The sequence below is a fragment of the Microlunatus sagamiharensis genome (assembly GCF_900105785.1).
GTDB lineage: Bacteria > Actinomycetota > Actinomycetes > Propionibacteriales > Propionibacteriaceae > Microlunatus > Microlunatus sagamiharensis.
Window position 1 is genome coordinate 3,935,867 of record NZ_LT629799.1, and the last position, 18,041, is coordinate 3,953,907.

General features: G+C 68.3%; 10 protein-coding genes and 3 rRNA genes. 9 read left to right on the forward strand and 4 right to left on the reverse strand.

The features are described 5' to 3' along the window. The first annotated feature begins 9 nt into the window (after window positions 1–9). Together serS and BLU42_RS18145 are read left to right on the forward strand one after the other, a co-directional pair. Window positions 10–1,290 (forward strand): serine--tRNA ligase, encoded by a 1,281-nt coding sequence (gene serS, locus BLU42_RS18140; protein WP_091077732.1) that lies wholly within the window; start codon window positions 10–12, stop codon window positions 1,288–1,290. 50 nt (window positions 1,291–1,340) lie between these two features. Further along, window positions 1,341–2,108 carry an HAD family hydrolase gene (locus BLU42_RS18145; protein WP_091080933.1) on the forward strand — a complete coding sequence of 256 codons (768 nt, stop codon included), beginning with the start codon at window positions 1,341–1,343 and terminating at the stop codon, window positions 2,106–2,108. Window positions 2,109–2,118: 10 nt separating this feature from the next. Here the strand turns inward: BLU42_RS18145 and BLU42_RS18150 are convergent, their stop codons facing one another. Then, entirely contained in the window at window positions 2,119–2,580 is a 462-nt protein-coding gene (locus tag BLU42_RS18150; protein WP_091077736.1) for a DUF1707 SHOCT-like domain-containing protein, read from the reverse strand. 192 nt (window positions 2,581–2,772) lie between these two features. Between BLU42_RS18150 and arfA the strand changes: the two genes are divergently transcribed. The 4 genes from arfA to rrf all read left to right on the forward strand — a co-directional run bounded on the left by arfA (window position 2,773) and on the right by rrf (window position 10,220). Next, on the forward strand, window positions 2,773–4,314 hold the full coding sequence (gene arfA, locus BLU42_RS18155; protein ID WP_091077740.1) for an arabinosylfuranosidase ArfA: 1,542 nt from the start codon (window positions 2,773–2,775) through the stop codon (window positions 4,312–4,314). 679 nt (window positions 4,315–4,993) lie between these two features. Further along, window positions 4,994–6,511 (forward strand): 16S ribosomal RNA (locus BLU42_RS18160). Window positions 6,512–6,864: 353 nt separating this feature from the next. Beyond that, window positions 6,865–9,987, forward strand: a 23S ribosomal RNA gene (locus BLU42_RS18165). 116 nt (window positions 9,988–10,103) lie between these two features. Further along, window positions 10,104–10,220 (forward strand): 5S ribosomal RNA (gene rrf / locus BLU42_RS18170). The 16S, 23S and 5S rRNA genes sit together here, the layout of an rRNA operon. Before the next feature lie 325 nt (window positions 10,221–10,545). On the opposite strand, the gene BLU42_RS18175 is transcribed toward rrf, so the two are convergent. The 3 genes from BLU42_RS18175 to BLU42_RS18185 all read right to left on the reverse strand — a co-directional run bounded on the left by BLU42_RS18175 (window position 10,546) and on the right by BLU42_RS18185 (window position 13,341). Beyond that, window positions 10,546–11,148, reverse strand: a complete 603-nt coding sequence (locus tag BLU42_RS18175; RefSeq protein ID WP_091077743.1) for a WhiB family transcriptional regulator — start codon at window positions 11,146–11,148, stop codon at window positions 10,546–10,548. A 361-nt stretch (window positions 11,149–11,509) separates the two neighbouring features. Then, entirely contained in the window at window positions 11,510–12,100 is a 591-nt protein-coding gene (locus BLU42_RS18180) for a bacterial proteasome activator family protein (RefSeq protein ID WP_269457998.1), read from the reverse strand. A gap of 53 nt (window positions 12,101–12,153) precedes the next feature. Continuing rightward, window positions 12,154–13,341 (reverse strand): FAD-dependent oxidoreductase, encoded by a 1,188-nt coding sequence (locus BLU42_RS18185; protein WP_197680502.1) that lies wholly within the window; start codon window positions 13,339–13,341, stop codon window positions 12,154–12,156. A gap of 133 nt (window positions 13,342–13,474) precedes the next feature. Between BLU42_RS18185 and BLU42_RS18190 the strand changes: the two genes are divergently transcribed. From BLU42_RS18190 to BLU42_RS18200, 3 genes are read left to right on the forward strand one after another with little or no spacing between them, the layout of a single operon-like run. Beyond that, entirely contained in the window at window positions 13,475–15,379 is a 1,905-nt protein-coding gene (locus tag BLU42_RS18190) for an ABC transporter transmembrane domain-containing protein (RefSeq protein WP_091077752.1), read from the forward strand. Beyond that, on the forward strand, window positions 15,372–17,345 hold the full coding sequence (locus BLU42_RS18195) for an ABC transporter ATP-binding protein (protein ID WP_091077755.1): 1,974 nt from the start codon (window positions 15,372–15,374) through the stop codon (window positions 17,343–17,345). The genes BLU42_RS18190 and BLU42_RS18195 overlap by 8 nt, the downstream gene beginning before the upstream one ends. Before the next feature lie 40 nt (window positions 17,346–17,385). Then, window positions 17,386–18,024, forward strand: coding sequence for a hypothetical protein (locus BLU42_RS18200; RefSeq protein ID WP_197680503.1), 639 nt, complete (start codon window positions 17,386–17,388; stop codon window positions 18,022–18,024). The last annotated feature ends 17 nt before the right edge of the window (window positions 18,025–18,041 follow it).

Sequence of the window (18,041 nt, forward strand, 5' to 3'; positions counted from 1 at the left end):
CTGAACCGCGTGATCGACGTCCAGGTGCTGCGCACCGACCCTGACCGCGTCCGAGCCTCCCAGGCCGCCCGCGGGGAGTCGGTGGAGCTCGTCGACGACCTGCTGGCCGCCGACGAGGCCCGCCGCGGGGCGATCGCGCGCTTCGAGCAGCTGCGCGCCGAGCAGAAGGACCTCGGCCGCCAGATCCCCAAGGCCTCCGGCGAGGAGCGCGCCGCGCTGCTGGCCCGCACCAAGGAGCTGGCCGAGCTCGTCAAGAAGGCCGAGGCCATGGCCGGCGAGCTGGGGGCCGCGTTCACCGGGCTCGTCGAGCAGGTCGGCAACCTCGTCGCCGACGGCGTCCCCGAGGGCGGCGAGGACGACTACGTCGTGCTCGAGACCCACGGCGCGCCGCGCGACTTCGCCGCCGAGGGCTTCGAGCCGCGCGACCACCTCGAGCTCGGCCAGATCCTCGGCGCCATCGACGTCGAGCGCGGCGCGAAGGTCTCCGGCTCCCGCTTCTACTTCCTGACCGGCCAGGGCGCCGAGCTCGAGCTCGCCCTGCTGAACCTCGCCATGAGCACCGCCCTGCGCAACGGCTTCACGGCGATGATCCCGCCCGCGCTGGTCAAGCCGTCGGCGATGGCCGGCACCGGCTTCCTCGGCCAGGCGGCCCAGGACGTCTACCACCTCGAGGCCGACGACCTCTACCTCGTGGGGACCGCGGAGGTGCCGCTCGCGGCGTACCACTCCGACGAGGTCCTCGACGCGGGGAGCCTGCCGCTGCGCTACGCCGGCTACAGCCCGAGCTACCGCCGCGAGGCCGGCTCGTACGGCAAGGACACCCGCGGGATCTTCCGCGTGCACTGGTTCGACAAGGTCGAGATGTTCGTCTACTGCGCGCCGGAGGACGCCGAGGCCGAGCACCAGCGGCTGCTGGCCTGGGAGAAGGAGTTCATCGACGCGCTCGAGATCCCCTACCAGGTGCTCGAGCTGGCCGGTGGCGACCTCGGGCTGAGCGCCGCGCGCAAGTACGACTGCTACGCCTGGCTGCCGACGCAGAGCCGCTACCGCGAGATCACCTCGACCTCGAACTGCACCCAGTTCCAGGCGCGGCGGCTCAACATCCGCTCTCGCTTCGAGACGGGCACGGCGCCGGTCGCGACCCTGAACGGGACGCTGTGCGCCATGACGCGGACGATCATCATGATCCTGGAGAACCACCAGCAGGCCGACGGCTCCGTACGCGTCCCGGTCGCGCTCCGGCCGTTCCTCGGCGGTCGGGAGCTCCTCGTCCCCACGCGTACGGCCTGAACCGCGTGACCGCGTTCGTGCCCGAGACCCGGGCCGGCTGGCGGCCGCGCATGGTCGCCCTCGACGTCGACGGCACGGTCGTCGACCGCGACGGCGTCCTGGCGCCGGAGATGGCCGACGCCATCGGCCGGGTGCTCGCCGCCGGGGTGCCGGTCGTGCTCGCCACCGGCCGCGCGTGGCACAGCACCCGCGAGGTCGTGGAGCTGCTCGGTCTGCCGACCGGGCCCACCGTCTGCTCCAACGGCGCGGTGATCGTCTCCTACCCTCCGCAGGAGATCCTCCAGGCGGTGACGTTCGACCCGCGCGAGGTGATCGAGCGGGTCGAGTCCTTCGCGCCGGGGACGCTCATCGCGGTGGAGGAGATCGGGCGCGGGTTCCGGCTCAACGAGCACTTCCCCGAGGGCGACCTGACGGGCGAGCTGGTGGTCCAGAGCGCCGAGGAGCTGGGGGCGGAGCCGGTGACGCGCGTCATCCTGCGCGACCCGCGCCGCTCGATGGACGACTTCGTCGCCCTCGCCGAGCACCTGGGACTGCAGGGCGTGACCTACTTCGTGGGCTGGAGCGCCTGGCTCGACATCGCGCCGGAGGGCGTGAACAAGGCCACGGCGCTCGCGCAGGTGGCCGCCGACCTCGGGGTCAGGGCCGAGGACGTGCTGGCGGCCGGGGACGGCCGCAACGACATCGAGATGCTGCGCTGGGCGGGTCGCGGGGTCGCGCTGGCCGAGGCGCCGCCCGAGGTCCAGGAGGCCGCCGACGCGGTCAGCGTCCCCTTCGCCGACGGCGGTATCGTGCCCGAGCTGCTGCGCTGGTTCGGCTGACCCCGCGCGGCTAGTGGTAGCGCTGCCGACGACCGAGGTGGCCGAGGACGAGCAGCCAGATGATCGGGCCGAAGAAGATCGGCCCGTGCAGGGCGATCGAGGCGACGACGGCGAGCACGAGCACCGGCACCAGCAGCAGCAGCGTCGCCGACACCCCGGCGCGGGCCACGGCGGCACCGTTCGCCTGCGGACGACGCGCCACCTCGGCCTCGGGCGGCTTGGGCAGGTCACGGAACAGCGGCGCCAGGTCGCTGTCGAAGCGTGCCCCCATGGCCGTCTCGCTGCGCTCGTCGAACTCCTCGCGCGTCAGCCGGCCGGCGACGAAGTGGTCACCGAGGCGGTTCAGCGCCTCGTCGCGCTCGGCGTCGCCGATGCGGACGGGTTCGGAGGCCGGCTGGGGCTGCGGGCGCAGGGGTTGGACCCACATCCCCATCGCCCACGGGGGTGTACGGCCGGGCAGCTGATCAGTCATCCCTGTCCTTCGTGGAGGCGTCGCTCCTCTTCGACGGTAGCGCGGCGTCCGCGTCGAACGGGTGCTCGCGGCCCGGCTCTCAGGCGGACCACAGCGGAGCGCCGGGTGGGACGTCCCGAGGGTCCTGGAAGCCGCTCACGACGCGCGGAACCAGCCATCCGGGCGCGTTTCCATCGTTGTAACGTGACCGCCGTGACACGCGCGCGCATCGTCGTCGACCGGGACTTCACGCTGGGGGAGGTGCCGCGCCGCATCTTCGGCTCCTTCGTGGAGCACATGGGGCGCTGCGTCTACACGGGCGTCTTCGAGCCGGGGCACCCGGCCGCGGACGAGGAGGGGTTCCGCACCGACGTCCTCGACCTGACCCGCGAGATGGGGGTCAGCGTGGTCCGCTACCCCGGGGGCAACTTCGTCTCCGGCTACCGCTGGGAGGACGGCGTCGGGCCGGTCGCCGACCGGCCGCGGCGCCTCGACGGGGCCTGGCACACCGTCGAGACGAACGCCTTCGGGCTGCACGAGTTCATGCGCTGGGCGGGCAAGGCCGGCGTCGAGCCCATGGAGGCCGTCAACCTCGGCACCCGAGGGGTCGAGGCGGCGCGGGAGCTCGTCGAGTACGCGAACCACCCCGGCGGCACCGCCCTGTCCGACCGGCGCATCGCCAACGGCGCCAAGGACCCCTTCGGGATCAAGCTGTGGTGCCTCGGCAACGAGATGGACGGGCCCTGGCAGATCGGGCACAAGACGGCCGACGAGTACGGCCGGCTGGCGCAGGAGGCCGCCAAGGCGATGCGCTACGTGGACCGCGACCTCGAGCTGGTGGTGTGCGGGAGCTCCGGGTCCTTGATGCCGACCTTCGGGGCGTGGGAGCAGACGGTGCTCGGCCACGCGTACGACGAGGTCGACTACGTCTCGATGCACGCCTACTACGAGGAGAGCGACGGCGACCACGCCAGCTTCCTCGCCTCGGCGGTGGACATGGACCACTTCATCGAGTCGGTCGTCGCGACGATCGACGCCGTCGGCGCGGCCCGCAAGAGCCGCAAGCGGATCAACATCTCCTTCGACGAGTGGAACGTCTGGTACCAGAAGCGCGAGGGCGAGGACAGCCCGTCGCAGGTGGGCACCTCGGGGTGGGTGGAGCACCCTCGGCTGATCGAGGACGTCTACACGGTGACGGACGCGGTGGTGGTCGGGACCTTCCTCAACTCGCTGCTGCGCCACGGGGACCGGGTGACGATCGCCAACCAGGCCCAGCTCGTGAACATCATCGCGCCGATCCTCACCGAGCCGGGCGGGCCGGCCTGGCGCCAGTCGATCTTCTGGCCGTTCGCGCGGACGTCCGCCCTCGCCCGGGGCGAGATCCTCCGTCTCCACGTGGAGTCGGACCTCGCACCGACGCAGCGCTACGGGGACGCGCCCCTGGTGGACGTCAGCGGGACGTACGACGCGGAGTCGGGCCGGGTCGCGCTCTTCCTCGCCAACCGCTCCCTCGAGGGCCCGGCCGACGTCGAGGTCGACCTCCGTGGCCTCCGGGTCGGCGAGCTCATCGGGGCGGAGGTCCTGACGATCCCCGAGGGCGGCGACCGCCACAGCGTGAGCACCGCAGCCGACCAGCGGGTGGGGCTCCGCGGTCTGGAGAACGTGACGGTGGAGGGGGAGCGTAGGGACGTCGTACGCCTGCGCCTCCCGGCCCTCTCCTGGTCGGCCGTGCAGCTGGGCGTCATGGTCGCCTAGATCTGGGTCCGAGGCGACCGGTGGCGGTCGGTGTCCCTCCGTCGGGAGGGGCCCCGGGTCGGACGGCGCGCGTCGTGCCTGCGTGCGTGCCGTTATCACCGGTGCCGGCCGGTCTTGTACGGATGGACGGCGTGGGCCCCTGTGACAACAGCCACCGCCCAGGAGTTGCCCTGCGTGTCATCTGGGCGTAATGTTCTTTCTCGCCCCCCGGGGCAGCGAACGAGCAAGGCAGGGACTTTCGGGTCTTGGCTGGGACTCGGTCGGAACCGGGTGGGACCCACTGGGCAGGTCTGGTCCGGATTGGTGTGCGCTCTTGTCGAGCCCATCGTGTCCGGTGCTGGGGTGTGTCTGGTGGGGGTCGGTGGGGGCGGATTTGATTCGCTGAGGCTGATCGGGTAATGTTTTCCGAGTTGCCCCAAGCAGATCTGGAAGGGTCTGTGCGGTGTGCGAGCGAAGTTTGAGAACTCAACAGCGTGCTTAAAAGTCAATGCCAAATAGCACTATCGAACCCGTGCCCTGGCTTGCTTCTCCACTGATGTGGGGTGGTTTGGTTGGGGGCGGTTCCTTTGAGATTGATTGTTGATTGACCCAGCAATGGGTCCATGTCATGGTCGATTCTCGTTGTTTGTGACGATTCACTGCAGGCGCTCTTCGGGGTGGTTGTGGTTGTCGATATTTTTCAACGGAGAGTTTGATCCTGGCTCAGGACGAACGCTGGCGGCGTGCTTAACACATGCAAGTCGAACGGTAAGGCTCCTTCGGGAGTACACGAGTGGCGAACGGGTGAGTAACACGTGAGCAACCTGCCCTTGACTTTGGGATACCAGCTGGAAACAGCTGCTAATACCGGATACGACCCCTTGACGCATGTTCGGGGGTGGAAAGCTCCGGCGGTCAGGGATGGGCTCGCGGCCTATCAGCTTGTTGGTGAGGTAATGGCTCACCAAGGCTTCGACGGGTAGCCGGCCTGAGAGGGCGACCGGCCACACTGGGACTGAGATACGGCCCAGACTCCTACGGGAGGCAGCAGTGGGGAATATTGCACAATGGGCGCAAGCCTGATGCAGCAACGCCGCGTGCGGGATGACGGCCTTCGGGTTGTAAACCGCTTTCAGTAGGGACGAAGCTAACGTGACGGTACCTACAGAAGAAGGACCGGCTAACTACGTGCCAGCAGCCGCGGTGATACGTAGGGTCCGAGCGTTGTCCGGAATTATTGGGCGTAAAGGGCTTGTAGGCGGTCCGTCGCGTCAGGAGTGAAAACTCGGGGCTTAACCCCGAGCCTGCTTTTGATACGGGCGGACTAGAGGGATGCAGGGGAGAACGGAATTCCTGGTGGAGCGGTGGAATGCGCAGATATCAGGAGGAACACCGGTGGCGAAGGCGGTTCTCTGGGCATCACCTGACGCTGAGAAGCGAAAGCGTGGGGAGCAAACAGGCTTAGATACCCTGGTAGTCCACGCCGTAAACGGTGGGCACTAGGTGTGGGGGACATTCCACGTTCTCCGTGCCGAAGCTAACGCATTAAGTGCCCCGCCTGGGGAGTACGGCCGCAAGGCTAAAACTCAAAGGAATTGACGGGGGCCCGCACAAGCGGCGGAGCATGCGGATTAATTCGATGCAACGCGAAGAACCTTACCTGGGTTTGACATACACCGGAAAGCTGCAGAGATGTAGCCCCCGCAAGGTCGGTGTACAGGTGGTGCATGGCTGTCGTCAGCTCGTGTCGTGAGATGTTGGGTTAAGTCCCGCAACGAGCGCAACCCTCGTCCTATGTTGCCAGCGGATAATGCCGGGGACTCATAGGAGACTGCCGGGGTCAACTCGGAGGAAGGTGGGGATGACGTCAAGTCATCATGCCCCTTAAGTCCAGGGCTTCACGCATGCTACAATGGCCGGTACAAAGGGCTGCGATACCGCAAGGTGGAGCGAATCCCAAAAAGCCGGTCTCAGTTCGGATTGGGGTCTGCAACTCGACCCCATGAAGTCGGAGTCGCTAGTAATCGCAGATCAGCAACGCTGCGGTGAATACGTTCCCGGGCCTTGTACACACCGCCCGTCAAGTCATGAAAGTCGGTAACACCCGAAGCCGGTGGCCCAACCCTTGTGGAGGGAGCCGTCTAAGGTGGGACTGGCGATTAGGACTAAGTCGTAACAAGGTAGCCGTACCGGAAGGTGCGGCTGGATCACCTCCTTTCTAAGGAGCTCTATGGCGCAGACCTTTCGGGGTGTGCGTCCATCGCTGGTTGGTGAAGCATGTGTCTTCACGCTGGCGGCTCTGGAATGTGGAACATTGACCATTAAGCCGATGCGCGATCGCGTTCGTCAGTACAGCTCATGCTTCTTCGGAAGGGTGGGAGTGGAACCTCGAGCGGGTGAGTGGGTCGGCCCGGGCACGCTGTTGGGTCCTGAAATTTCGGTCGCCTAACCTCTTCGGGGGTTGTCGCCGGGTTTCAGTGCGGACCAGTGCCGGCCACATGCGTGTGGTCGGGCTGCGCTACCGCCCGTGTGTTGAGAACTTCACAGTGGACGCGAGCATCTTTGTAGTAACAACAAGCTACTAAGGGCAATCGGTGGATGCCTAGGCACCAAGAGCCGATGAAGGACGTCGTAACCTGCGATAAGCCCCGGGGAGCTGGTAAACGAGCTTCGATCCGGGGATCTCCGAATAGGGAAACCTCGAAAGAAACCGGAGTAATGTCCGGCGACCTCCGCCTGAACACATAGGGCGGTTGGAGGGAACGTGGGGAAGTGAAACATCTCAGTACCCACAGGAACAGAAAACAACAGTGATTCCGTCAGTAGTGGCGAGCGAACGCGGAAGAGGCCAAACCGTATGTGTGTGATAGCTGACAGGCGTTGCATGTGCGGTGTTGTGGGGCCATTCTGATCGGGCTGTCATCCGGTCGAGCAGTCAAAAATGACACATGAAGTCGAAGCGGTCTGGGAAGACGCGGCACAGAAGGTAACACCCCTGTAGACGTAAGTGTGTCACTGCTGAGTGTCACCCCAAGTAGCAGCCAACCCCTGAAATTGGCTGTGAATCCGGCGGGACCACCCGCTAAGCCTAAATACTCCTTGGTGACCGATAGCGGACAAGTACCGTGAGGGAAAGGTGAAAAGTACCCCGGGAGGGGAGTGAAATAGTACCTGAAACCGATTGCCTACAATCCGTCGGAGCTGAGCCGCAAGGCGAGGTGACGGCGTGCCTTTTGAAGAATGAGCCTGCGAGTTAGTGGTATGTGGCGAGGTTAACCCGTGTGGGGAAGCCGTAGCGAAAGCAAGTCCGAATAGGGCGCCGAGTCGCATGCTCTAGACCCGAAGCGGAGTGATCTATCCATGGCCAGGGTGAAGCGACGGTAAGACGTCGTGGAGGCCCGAACCCACCAGGGTTGAAAACCTGGGGGATGAGCTGTGGATAGGGGTGAAAGGCCAATCAAACTCCGTGATAGCTGGTTCTCCCCGAAATGCATATAGGTGCAGCGTCGCGTGTTTCTTGCCGGAGGTAGAGCACTGGATAGTCTAGGGGGCCCACAAGCTTACCGAAATTAGCCAAACTCCGAATGCCGGTAAGTGAGAGCGCGGCAGTGAGACTGCGGGCGATAAGGTTCGTAGTCGAGAGGGAAACAGCCCAGAACACCAGCTAAGGCCCCTAAGCGGTTGCTAAGTGGAAAAGGATGTGGAGTTGCGGAGACAACCAGGAGGTTGGCTTGGAAGCAGCCACCCTTGAAAGAGTGCGTAATAGCTCACTGGTCAAGTGATTCTGCGCCGACAATTTAGCGGGGCTCAAGCAATCCGCCGAAGCTGTGTCATTCACATATCACCCTCGATTCGTCGCAGGGGTGTGGATGGGTAGGGGAGCGTCGTGTGCGCGATGAAGCGGCAGGGTGACCTAGCCGTGGAGAGCACACGAGTGAGAATGCAGGCATGAGTAGCGAATGAGGAGTGAGAAACTCCTCCACCGAAAGACCAAGGGTTCCAGGGTCAAGCTAATCTGCCCTGGGTAAGTCGGGACCTAAGGCGAGGCCGACAGGCGTAGTCGATGGACAACGGGTTGATATTCCCGTACCGGCGCTAGCACGATCATGCCGAGGCGAGCGATGCTAAGCACGCAAGTCGCATGGATCCTTCGGGTGATGTGTCGATGAGTCTGCGAACCAGACTTGTATTAGGCAAGCTGCGGAGGGACGCAGGAAGGTAGCTCATCCCGGGCGATGGTATCCGCAAGGTGATCCCGGGCTAAGTGTGTAGGGCGAGGTGTAGGTAAATCCGCATCTCATATGGCCTGAGACATGACGGCTGGTCGGCCTACGGGCCGGCGAGTGAGTGATCCTATGCTGCCTAGAAAATCTTCGTGAGCGAGTTCTAGAGCCGCCCGTACCCTAAACCGACTCAGGTGGTCAGGTAGAGAATACCAAGGTGATCGAGATAACCGTGGTTAAGGAACTCGGCAAAATGCCCCCGTAACTTCGGGATAAGGGGGCCGGACGCGTTTGCCAGACTTGCTCTGGAGAGCGTGAAAGGCCGCAGAGACCAGGCCCAAGCGACTGTTTACTAAAAACACAGGTCCGTGCCAAGTCGTAAGACGATGTATACGGACTGACGCCTGCCCGGTGCTGGAACGTTAAGGGGAACTGTTAGCTGTGAGGCGAAGCGGTGAACTTAAGCGCCAGTAAACGGCGGTGGTAACTATAACCATCCTAAGGTAGCGAAATTCCTTGTCGGGTAAGTTCCGACCTGCACGAATGGCGTAACGACTTGGGCGCTGTCTCGACCACGGACTCGGCGAAATTGCACTACGAGTAAAGATGCTCGTTACGCGCAGCAGGACGGAAAGACCCCGGGACCTTCACTATAGTTTGGTATTGGTGTTCGGTACAGCTTGTGTAGGATAGGTGGGAGACTGTGAAGCGGCGACGCCAGTTGTCGTGGAGTCAACGTTGAAATACCACTCTGGTTGTTCTGGATATCTAACCTAGGTCCATCATCTGGATCAGGAACAGTGCCTGATGGGTAGTTTGACTGGGGCGGTCGCCTCCCAAAAGGTAACGGAGGCGCCCAAAGGTTCCCTCAGCCTGGTTGGCAATCAGGTTTCGAGTGTAAGTGCACAAGGGAGCTTGACTGTGAGAGGGACACCTCGAGCAGGGACGAAAGTCGGGACTAGTGATCTGACGGTGGCATGTGGAAGCGCCGTCACTCAACGGATAAAAGGTACCCCGGGGATAACAGGCTGATCTTGCCCGAGCGTCCATAGCGACGGCATGGTTTGGCACCTCGATGTCGGCTCGTCGCATCCTGGGGCTGGAGTCGGTCCCAAGGGTTGGGCTGTTCGCCCATTAAAGCGGCACGCGAGCTGGGTTTAGAACGTCGTGAGACAGTTCGGTCCCTATCCGCTGCGCGCGTAGGAGTCTTGAGGAGGGCTGTCCTTAGTACGAGAGGACCGGGACGGACGAACCTCTGGTGTGCCAGTTGTTCTGCCAAGAGCACGGCTGGTTGGCTACGTTCGGAAGTGATAACCGCTGAAAGCATCTAAGCGGGAAGCACGCTCCAAGATGAAGGCTCCCACAGGATAGCCTGGTAAGGCCCCCAGCAGAACACTGGGTGATAGGTCGGATGTGGAAGCACAGCAATGTGTGGAGCTGACCGATACTAATAGGCCGAGGGCTTGTTTACTACAAAGATGCTACGCGTCCACTGTGAGGTCTCTCGAGACACGGTCGAAAGACCAGTCTCGATCGAGATCTAATCTTTGATCGGTGATTGGTTTCGCACCTACATCTCCATAGAGTTTCGGTGATCACAGCGACAGGGAAACACCCGGATCCATTCCGAACCCGGAAGTTAAGCCTTTCAGCGCCGATGGTACTGCACGGTGGACCGTGTGGGAGACTAGGACGTCGCCGGACAACACACACACCTCAGGGTCAACCATTCGTGGTTGACCCTGAGGTATTTGTGCGTTCAGACGCATTCAGGTGATGTGAAAGAAGAGGTGCGGAGGACGCTCGCTGAGCCTGCCGAAGGACGCTCGAGGTCAGCATTCTTCGTCCGCCGAGGACGACCTATAGGCCCGCGCTCTTGTTATCGCGCGGTACCCCTCGTGACAGGGGCCCGGGGTAATAGCGAGCTGGTTCGATTGCTATCGATAGCGTGGAGAAAGAAAGAGCGCTGGCAGACCTTCGTGGTCTGACAGCGCTCTTCTGCGTTCTCCGTCGAATCAGCGACGCCTCGTCAGGCGGCTCGACGGGCGGTGGCGCTTCCCGACACGACCGCGGCGGTCACCTGCAGGACCTGGACGGGCATCGGCCGCGTCACCGTCCGGCGGACCGTGGGCTCCTGACGTTCGCGACGCAGGTGGCGCTTGACCGTGGAGAGGGAGCAGCCGAGGCGGTGGGCGAGCTGTTCGAGCGTCTCGTCCGGGTTGGCCCGGCGGAGCCGCAGGACCTCGTCGTGGTCGATCTGCCGGGTTCCGCCGATGACTCCCGCCAGGGTGTCCAGGTCCTCGTTCTCGACGACGATGCCGAGACGGCGGCGGATCTCGTTGCGCTGCCGCACCGTGGTCCCGGCGACGAAGCCCGCGACGTCGTGGCGGACGACGGCGTCGTAGAGGCAGGCCGTCCGCAGCGGACAGGCCTCGCAGATCGCCCGCGCCTGCCCGACGAGGCGGGTCTGCCGGTCGCGGTCCGCGCGGGTCATGGCGCCGCGGGGCGGGTCCTCGACCAGCACGTCCTGGAAGACCTCCGGGCTGGACGCGCACGCCGGCCCGCGTCGCTGCGAGTGGGCGGCGCGAGCCGCGGTGAGGCCGGTGGTGCGGGACATGATCGAGGTGGACATGCATCCTCCGAGAGGTCGTCGTGGGACAACTGCTCGGATGGGACGCAACGCGACCGGTATCGGTTCCCTGCCGCGCGAGAAATGTTCGAGGAGATGCGCCGCGCCCTCCCCCAGGGCGGACTGTGCCCGACGCGCAACCGGGGCGCCGGGTGAGGCGTCCGGGGTGATGAGGGCCAGAGCTCCACTAAGCGAGACCCCGCGGCGCGTAGGAGCCGGAGGGGGCCGGGCTCGGTTCAGCGAACCTGAGATGCCTGAATCCCGGGTGGTTGTGGATCAGCGTGAGGCAGAGTGACGAGGGGCAGGTTCGAGGAACCGAGCCCGGCCCCCTCCGGCGGACCCGACCACCTAGCCCAGGAAAGAGCTAGAGGTACATCCCCCCAGGACCTCCACCCGGCTGCCCACCAGGCTGCGGCATCTGCGGTCCGCTTTGGGGGAGGGCGCGGCGCATCTGCTCGAGCTGCGCCCGTGCGGCCATCTGCTGCGCGAACAGCGCCGTCTGGATCCCGTGGAACAACCCCTCGAGCCAGCCGACGAGCTGCGCCTGCGCGATCCGGAGCTCGGCGTCGCTCGGGGTGCTCTCCGCCGAGAAGGGCAACGAGAGCCGCTCGAGCTCGTCGACGAGGTCGGGCGAGAGGCCCTGCTTGAGCTCGCCGATCGAGGTCGTGTAGATCGAGCCCATCCGTTGGCGGCTCGCCTCGTCGAGCGGTGCGGCCTTCACCTCGTCGAGCAGCTGGCGGATCATCGTGGCGATGCGCATGACCTTGGCCGGCTCCGACACCTGGTCGGTCACCGAGCTCGCGGTCGCGGGCTGGGCGCCCTCCTCCTGCGGAGCGGGAGGGCCCTCGACGGCCATGGCCTGCGGGGTCACGACGTACACCCGCCCGTCCTCGGTCGCCCCGGCCACACCTCCCGGCTGCTGCTCCTGCTCGGTCCCGCTCGCGTCGCTCGACATGCGCCGATCCTAGGCAGCGGCCCTGACAGGGGACGGCGGCGAGCCCTGGCCGGCTAGAAGTCCAGCCGCTCCGGACGGAACCCCGACCCGACGAACCGCCCGACCAGCGGCGGCGTCAGCCGCAGGGGACCGGCGGCGGCGAGGTGGAGGAGCGGCCTCGGCGGCAGGGCGGGCAGCCCGCCGCGGCGACCGATGACGGCGTGCACCACGCGCTGCATCTGCTGCATGCCGCGGACGGGGAGGTAGCGCCGGCGCTGGACCGCGGCCAGGACGCACTCGTCGGCGTACGCCGGCCCGCCAGCGGCGAGCACCGCCCGGGCAGTGGCGACGGCGTCCTGCACCGCGTAGTTGATGCCGACGCCGAAGACCGGCGACATCGGGTGGGCGGCGTCCCCGATCAGCAGGACCCCCGGCCGGTGCCACCGCGGTGCCCACCCGATGCGGACGTCCAGCAGGGAGACGTCGTCGAAGGTGACGCGGCCGATGCCGGGTGCGAGGAAGGGCGCCACCGCGACCACCCGGTCCCGGAACCGCTCCACGCCCTCGGCACGCACCTGGTCGAAGCCGCCCTTGGGGATGAGCAGGGCCGTCTGGTGGTAGCCGATGCGCGGGATGGTGACGACGAGGTCGCGCCCGACGTTGCCGAGGGTGTCCGGCAGGCCCTCGTCGTCGCGGTCCACCCGGAACCAGAGCACGTCGACCGGCACGCCGTCCTCGGCGAGCTCGAGCCCGGCGGCGTCGCGCACCGACGAACGTCGACCGTCCGCACCGACGACGAGGTCGGCCAGGACCCGTCCGGGTCCGTCGGGTCCCTCCACCTCCACCCCGACCACCCGCTCGCCGTCGCGGACGAGCCCGGTCGCCCGGGTACCCATGTGGAGGGTGAAGGAGGGGTATGCGCGGCCCGCCTCGGCGAGCACGTCCAGCAGGTCCCACTGCGGCATCAGCCAGATCTCGTGCGACCGCCCGGACCAGCGCAGGTCGGCGGCCCGGAGGCGTACGCCGTCCACCACGACCTCGAGGGTGCGCAGGCTCGTGTGCGGCACGGCCTCGATCCGCTCGCCGAGCCCGAGGTCGCGCAGCAGGTCGAGCGTCGGCGGGTGGATCGTGTCGCCGCGGAAGTCGCGCAGGAAGTCGTCGTGGGACTCCAGCACCGTGACCTCGACGCCGGCCCGGGCGAGCAGCAGACCGAGCACCATCCCGGCGGGGCCCCCGCCGGCGACGCAGACCGAACCCTCCACGTCCCCAGGATGGCCCCGGGACCCGCACCGGGCGACGGCGGGGCGACGGCGGGGTGTCGGTACGGTGGCCGGAGGGCGACGGCGGCTAAACCACTTCGTGGAACGCTCCCACCTCACTAGCCTGGGTGACCTCATGCACGACTTCCCCCCGCTGGTCCACGCCTACAGCGACGGCGCCGCGGGTGCCCCGGAGCGTGGCGAGCTCTTCCGCCACCCCGACCTGCGGGGGCCCAAGCGCTTCCTGGTGTGGCTGCTGCGCCAGCAGTGGCAGGTCCTGGCCGTCGCCTGCCTCGTGAGCATGCTCGAGTGGCTGCCCGGCTCCGTCGGCCCGTACGTCATCGGGCGCGTCATCGACGACGGGATCCGGGCGGGGGACAGCCAGACGACGGTGCGCCTGCTCCTGGTCCTCCTCGGGCTGGTCCTGCTGGGCGTCGGTGCCGGCGTCGTTTACCACACGCTCGTCGTGCGCTCCTGGCTCATCGGCATGTACGGGCCGATGAAGCTCGTGACCCGTAAGTCGACGCAGCTCGGCTCCGTGCTCTCCCGCCGCAGCCCGACCGGAGAGGTGCTGAGCGTCTCCGCCTCCGACAGCGACGAGTTCGGCGGGCTCTCTCAGATCGTGTCCGAGGCGGTCGGCGCCTTCATCGCGACGCTGGTCATCGCCGGCCTGGTGCTCACCACGTCGGTGCCGCTCGGGCTGCTGGTCCTCGTCGCCGCGCCGATGATCGTGCTGCTCGTCGTGCCGCTCTTCCGTCCCCTGCAGCGCCGGGAGGAGACCGAGCGGACCCGGTCCTCGGAGCTGACCGGGCTGGCCACCGACATCGTCGCCGGCCTGCGGATCCTCCGCGGCATCGGCGGGGAGCGGACGTTCGGGCGCAACTACGCCGCCCAGTCCGACCGCACCCGCCAGGCCGGGGTGTCGGCCGGCGTCTGGCAGGCGGTCGTCGACTCGGCCGGCGTGCTGCTGTCCGGGCTGTTCCTGGTGCTGCTCGTCTGGCTCGGCACCCGCTCCGTGCTGACCGGCGGGCTGAGCGTGGGCGAGCTGGTGAGCTTCGCCGGCTACGCGGTGTTCATGGTCTGGCCCGTCCAGTCCTTCTTCAACTTCGCCCAGCGCTGGATCCGCGCCATCGTCTCGGCGCGCAAGGCCGTCACGCTGCTGAGCGAGGACCCGCCCTGGCAGGCCGGCGACCCGTCGCTGGTGCTGCCGGGCGACGGGGCCCTCGTCGACGAGCGGTCCGGCTTCGTCGCCGAGCCCGGACGGCTCACGGCCCTGGTGTCGGCCGTCCCCGAGGACTCGGCGGCCCTGGCGGACCGGCTCGGGCGCTACCTCCCGGCGAGCCGCGGCGCGGTCGGGCTCGACGTCGACGCCGCCCTCCACGGCCGGGCGCTGCGCCGGGCCCGCGAGGAGCAGCGCGAGCGACGCCGGGCGGTCGACCGCGAGGACCAGGCCGTCGCCAACGGCCGGCTCGGCGTGAGCCTGGGTGGCGTCGACCTCGGCGAGGTGCCCGTCCGCGCCGTCCGGGAGCGGGTGCTGGTCAGCGACGCGAGCAGCTCGACCTTCGCCGGGACGCTGCAGTCGGTGCTGGACCCGCACGGCCGGCTGTCGCGCGAGCAGGCCGAGGCCGCCGTGCACGCCGCCGTCGCCGAGGACGTCTACGAGGCGCTGCCCGGCGGCTGGCAGGGCGTCGTCGAGGAGCGCGGCCGCGGGCTGTCCGGCGGCCAGCGCCAGCGGCTCGTGCTCGCCCGCGCGCTCGCCCTCGAGCCGGACGTGCTCGTGCTGGTCGAGCCCACCTCGGCCGTCGACGCGCACACCGAGGCCGAGATCGGCGTCCGGCTGCGGCGCGCCCGCCGGGGACGGACGACCGTCGTCGTCACCGCCTCGCCGCTGCTGCTGCACCAGGCCGATGCCGTCGCGCTGCTCCACCACGGCCGGGTCGTCGAGACCGGGACGCACGAGGAGCTCCTGCACGGCTCGGCGGCCTACCGGCGCGTCGTGACCCGGTCCGCGGTCGACCAGTGGGAGGCGAGCGATGTCTGACCTGGCCCTCACCACGACGCCGGGCCGCGAGCAGCCGGGCGCGCCGGGCGTACGGCCGCTGCCCGCGTCGGCGGAGACCTGGAGCGACGCGCGGACGCCGGCCCGCGTCCCGACGGAGCTGCACGTCCCGCGCACGCGGTCGCCCCGACGCCGCCTCGCGGCCTGGCGCGCGCGGCACCGGCTGCGGCAGCAGCGCGCGCAGGCGTACTACGACGGTTCGCTGCACCCCGACCGCGCGCTGCCGGTGGCCACGCGCGGCGTCGTGGGCCGCTTCGCGCTCGCGCTCGTGCGCACGCGGCGGCGTACGGTCACCGCGCTCCTCGTCCTGCACGCGCTCGCCGCCCTGGCCGGGCTGGTCGTGCCGCGGGTGGTCGGGCGGCTCGTCGACGGCACGGCCGCCGGCGGGACGACCGCCGACCAGGTGGACGCGCTCGCGCTCGCGGTCGCGGCGGTCGTCGTCGTCCAGGCCGTCCTGACCTTCCTGGCCCTGCGGGTCTCGGTCGTCTTCGGCCAGGACCTGCTGGCCTCGGCGCGCGAGCACGTCGTCGACACGGTGCTCGGGCTGCCGCTGGGCCGCGTCGAGTCGGCGAGCTCGGGCGACCTCGTCACCCGCGTCACGCGCGACGTCTCGGAGATGAGCCGGAGCGTGCGCTACGGGCTGCCCGAGGCCGCCGTCGCGCTCGCGACGACGCTGCTGACCATCGGCGCGATGCTGCTCAACTCGGTCTTCCTCGCGCTGCCGCTGGTGCTGAGCCTGCCGGTGCTCGTGGTCGCGGTGCGGCGTTACCTGCGCCGTGCGGCGCAGGGCTACGTGACCGAGGGCGGCACCTACTCGCTGATCAACACCTCGCTCACGGAGACGGTCGAGGGCGCCCGGACGGTCGAGGCGCTGGGGCTGCAGGACCGCCGCAACACGGTGAACGACGACGACATCGCCGAGTCCTCGCAGGCCGAGCGCTACACGATGGCCCTGCGGAACCTGCTCTTCGGGGCGCTCGGGATCGCCTTCGACACCCCGCTGGTCCTCGTGCTGGCGCTCGGGGCGTACGGCTACGCCCGCGGCTGGGTCAGCCTCGGCCAGCTCACGGCGGCGACGCTCTACCTCCAGGCGCTCAAGGAGCCGCTGCAGCGGCTGATCCGCAACCTCGACCAGCTCCAGGTCGGCATCGCCTCCACCGCCCGGCTCCTCGGGGTCGCCGAGGTGCCGCAGGACCGGGAGGCCGGCGACGCCCGTCCGGAGGGGAGCCGGCTGCTCGGCACCGACCTGCGCTTCGCGTACCGGCCCGGTCGCGACGTCCTGCACGGCGTCGACCTGACGCTGCGGCCCGGCGAGCGGCTGGCGGTCGTCGGCCCGAGCGGGTCGGGCAAGTCGACGCTGGGCCGGCTACTGGCCGGGATCAACGGCCCGCGGACCGGTTCGGTGACGGTGGGCGGGGTCGAGCTGCTGAGCCTGCCGCTCCCGGTGCTGCGCACCGAGGTGGCGCTGGTGACGCAGGAGCACCACGTCTTCGCGGGCTCCGTCCGTGACAACGTCGTGCTGGCCCGCGAGGACGCCGGCGACGACGTCGTGCGCGAGGCGCTGCGGACGGTCGAGGCGTTGGAGTGGGTCGAGCGGCTGCCGCAGGGCCTGGGCACCCGACTGGGCTCCGGCCACCTCGAGCCGACGCCGGCCCAGGCGCAGCAGATCGCGCTCGCCCGGCTCGTGGTCGCCGACCCGCACACCCTCGTGCTCGACGAGGCGACCTCGCTGATCGACCCGACGACCGCGCGGCACCTCGAGGGGTCGATGGCCGCGCTGCTGCAGGACCGCACCGTGGTGGCCATCGCGCACCGCCTGCACACCGCGCACGACGCCGACCGGATCGCCGTCGTGATGGACGGGCGCATCGTCGAGCTGGGCAGCCACCACGAGCTGGTGGCGGCCGACGGCGAGTACGCCCGGCTCTGGCGGGCCTGGACCAGCTGAACCCGGCCCGCTCCGCGGCGTCCCGACCTAGCCTGGGCGGGTGGACGACGCGGTGACGACCGAGGGCCCCCGCGCCCCGCGGCGCCGGGCGGTCCTGCTGGCCGTCGTGTCCGCGCTCGCGGCCGTCGCGCTCCTCGTCGCCGCCGCCGGTGCCCTCGAGCCCCCGCGGGTCCCCGCCTCGTACGCCGGCGGCGGCACTGCGCTGCCCCCGTGGCCCGCGCCCGTGACGCCGGCCGAGGGCGTACGGGCTGCCGGGCTCGACGCCGCCCCGTCGGAGGGGATGGTGCAGCACTTCCACGTGCACCTCGACGTGCTCGTCGACGGCCGCCCGGTGCCGGTCCCGGCGAACATCGGCATCGACGTGCAGCAGCAGCTCTACTCCGAGATCCACACCCACGCCGACACCGGCGTGGTGCACGCCGAGGCGGCCGACGCCGGCACGACCTTCACCCTCGGCCAGCTCTTCGTCGAGTGGGGCGTCCGCCTCGACGCACGCCACCTCGGCGGGCTCGAGGCGGGCGACGACCGGCGGCTGTGGGCCTTCGTCGACGGTCGCCCGCTCGAGGGCGACCCGGCCGACCTGCGCCTGGTTGACCACCAGGAGATCGTGCTGGCCTTCGGGACCGAGCCGCCGTCGCCGGTGCCGTCGACGTTCGACTTCGTCGCCAACCCCACCTGAGGCCGACCCGCCCCCGG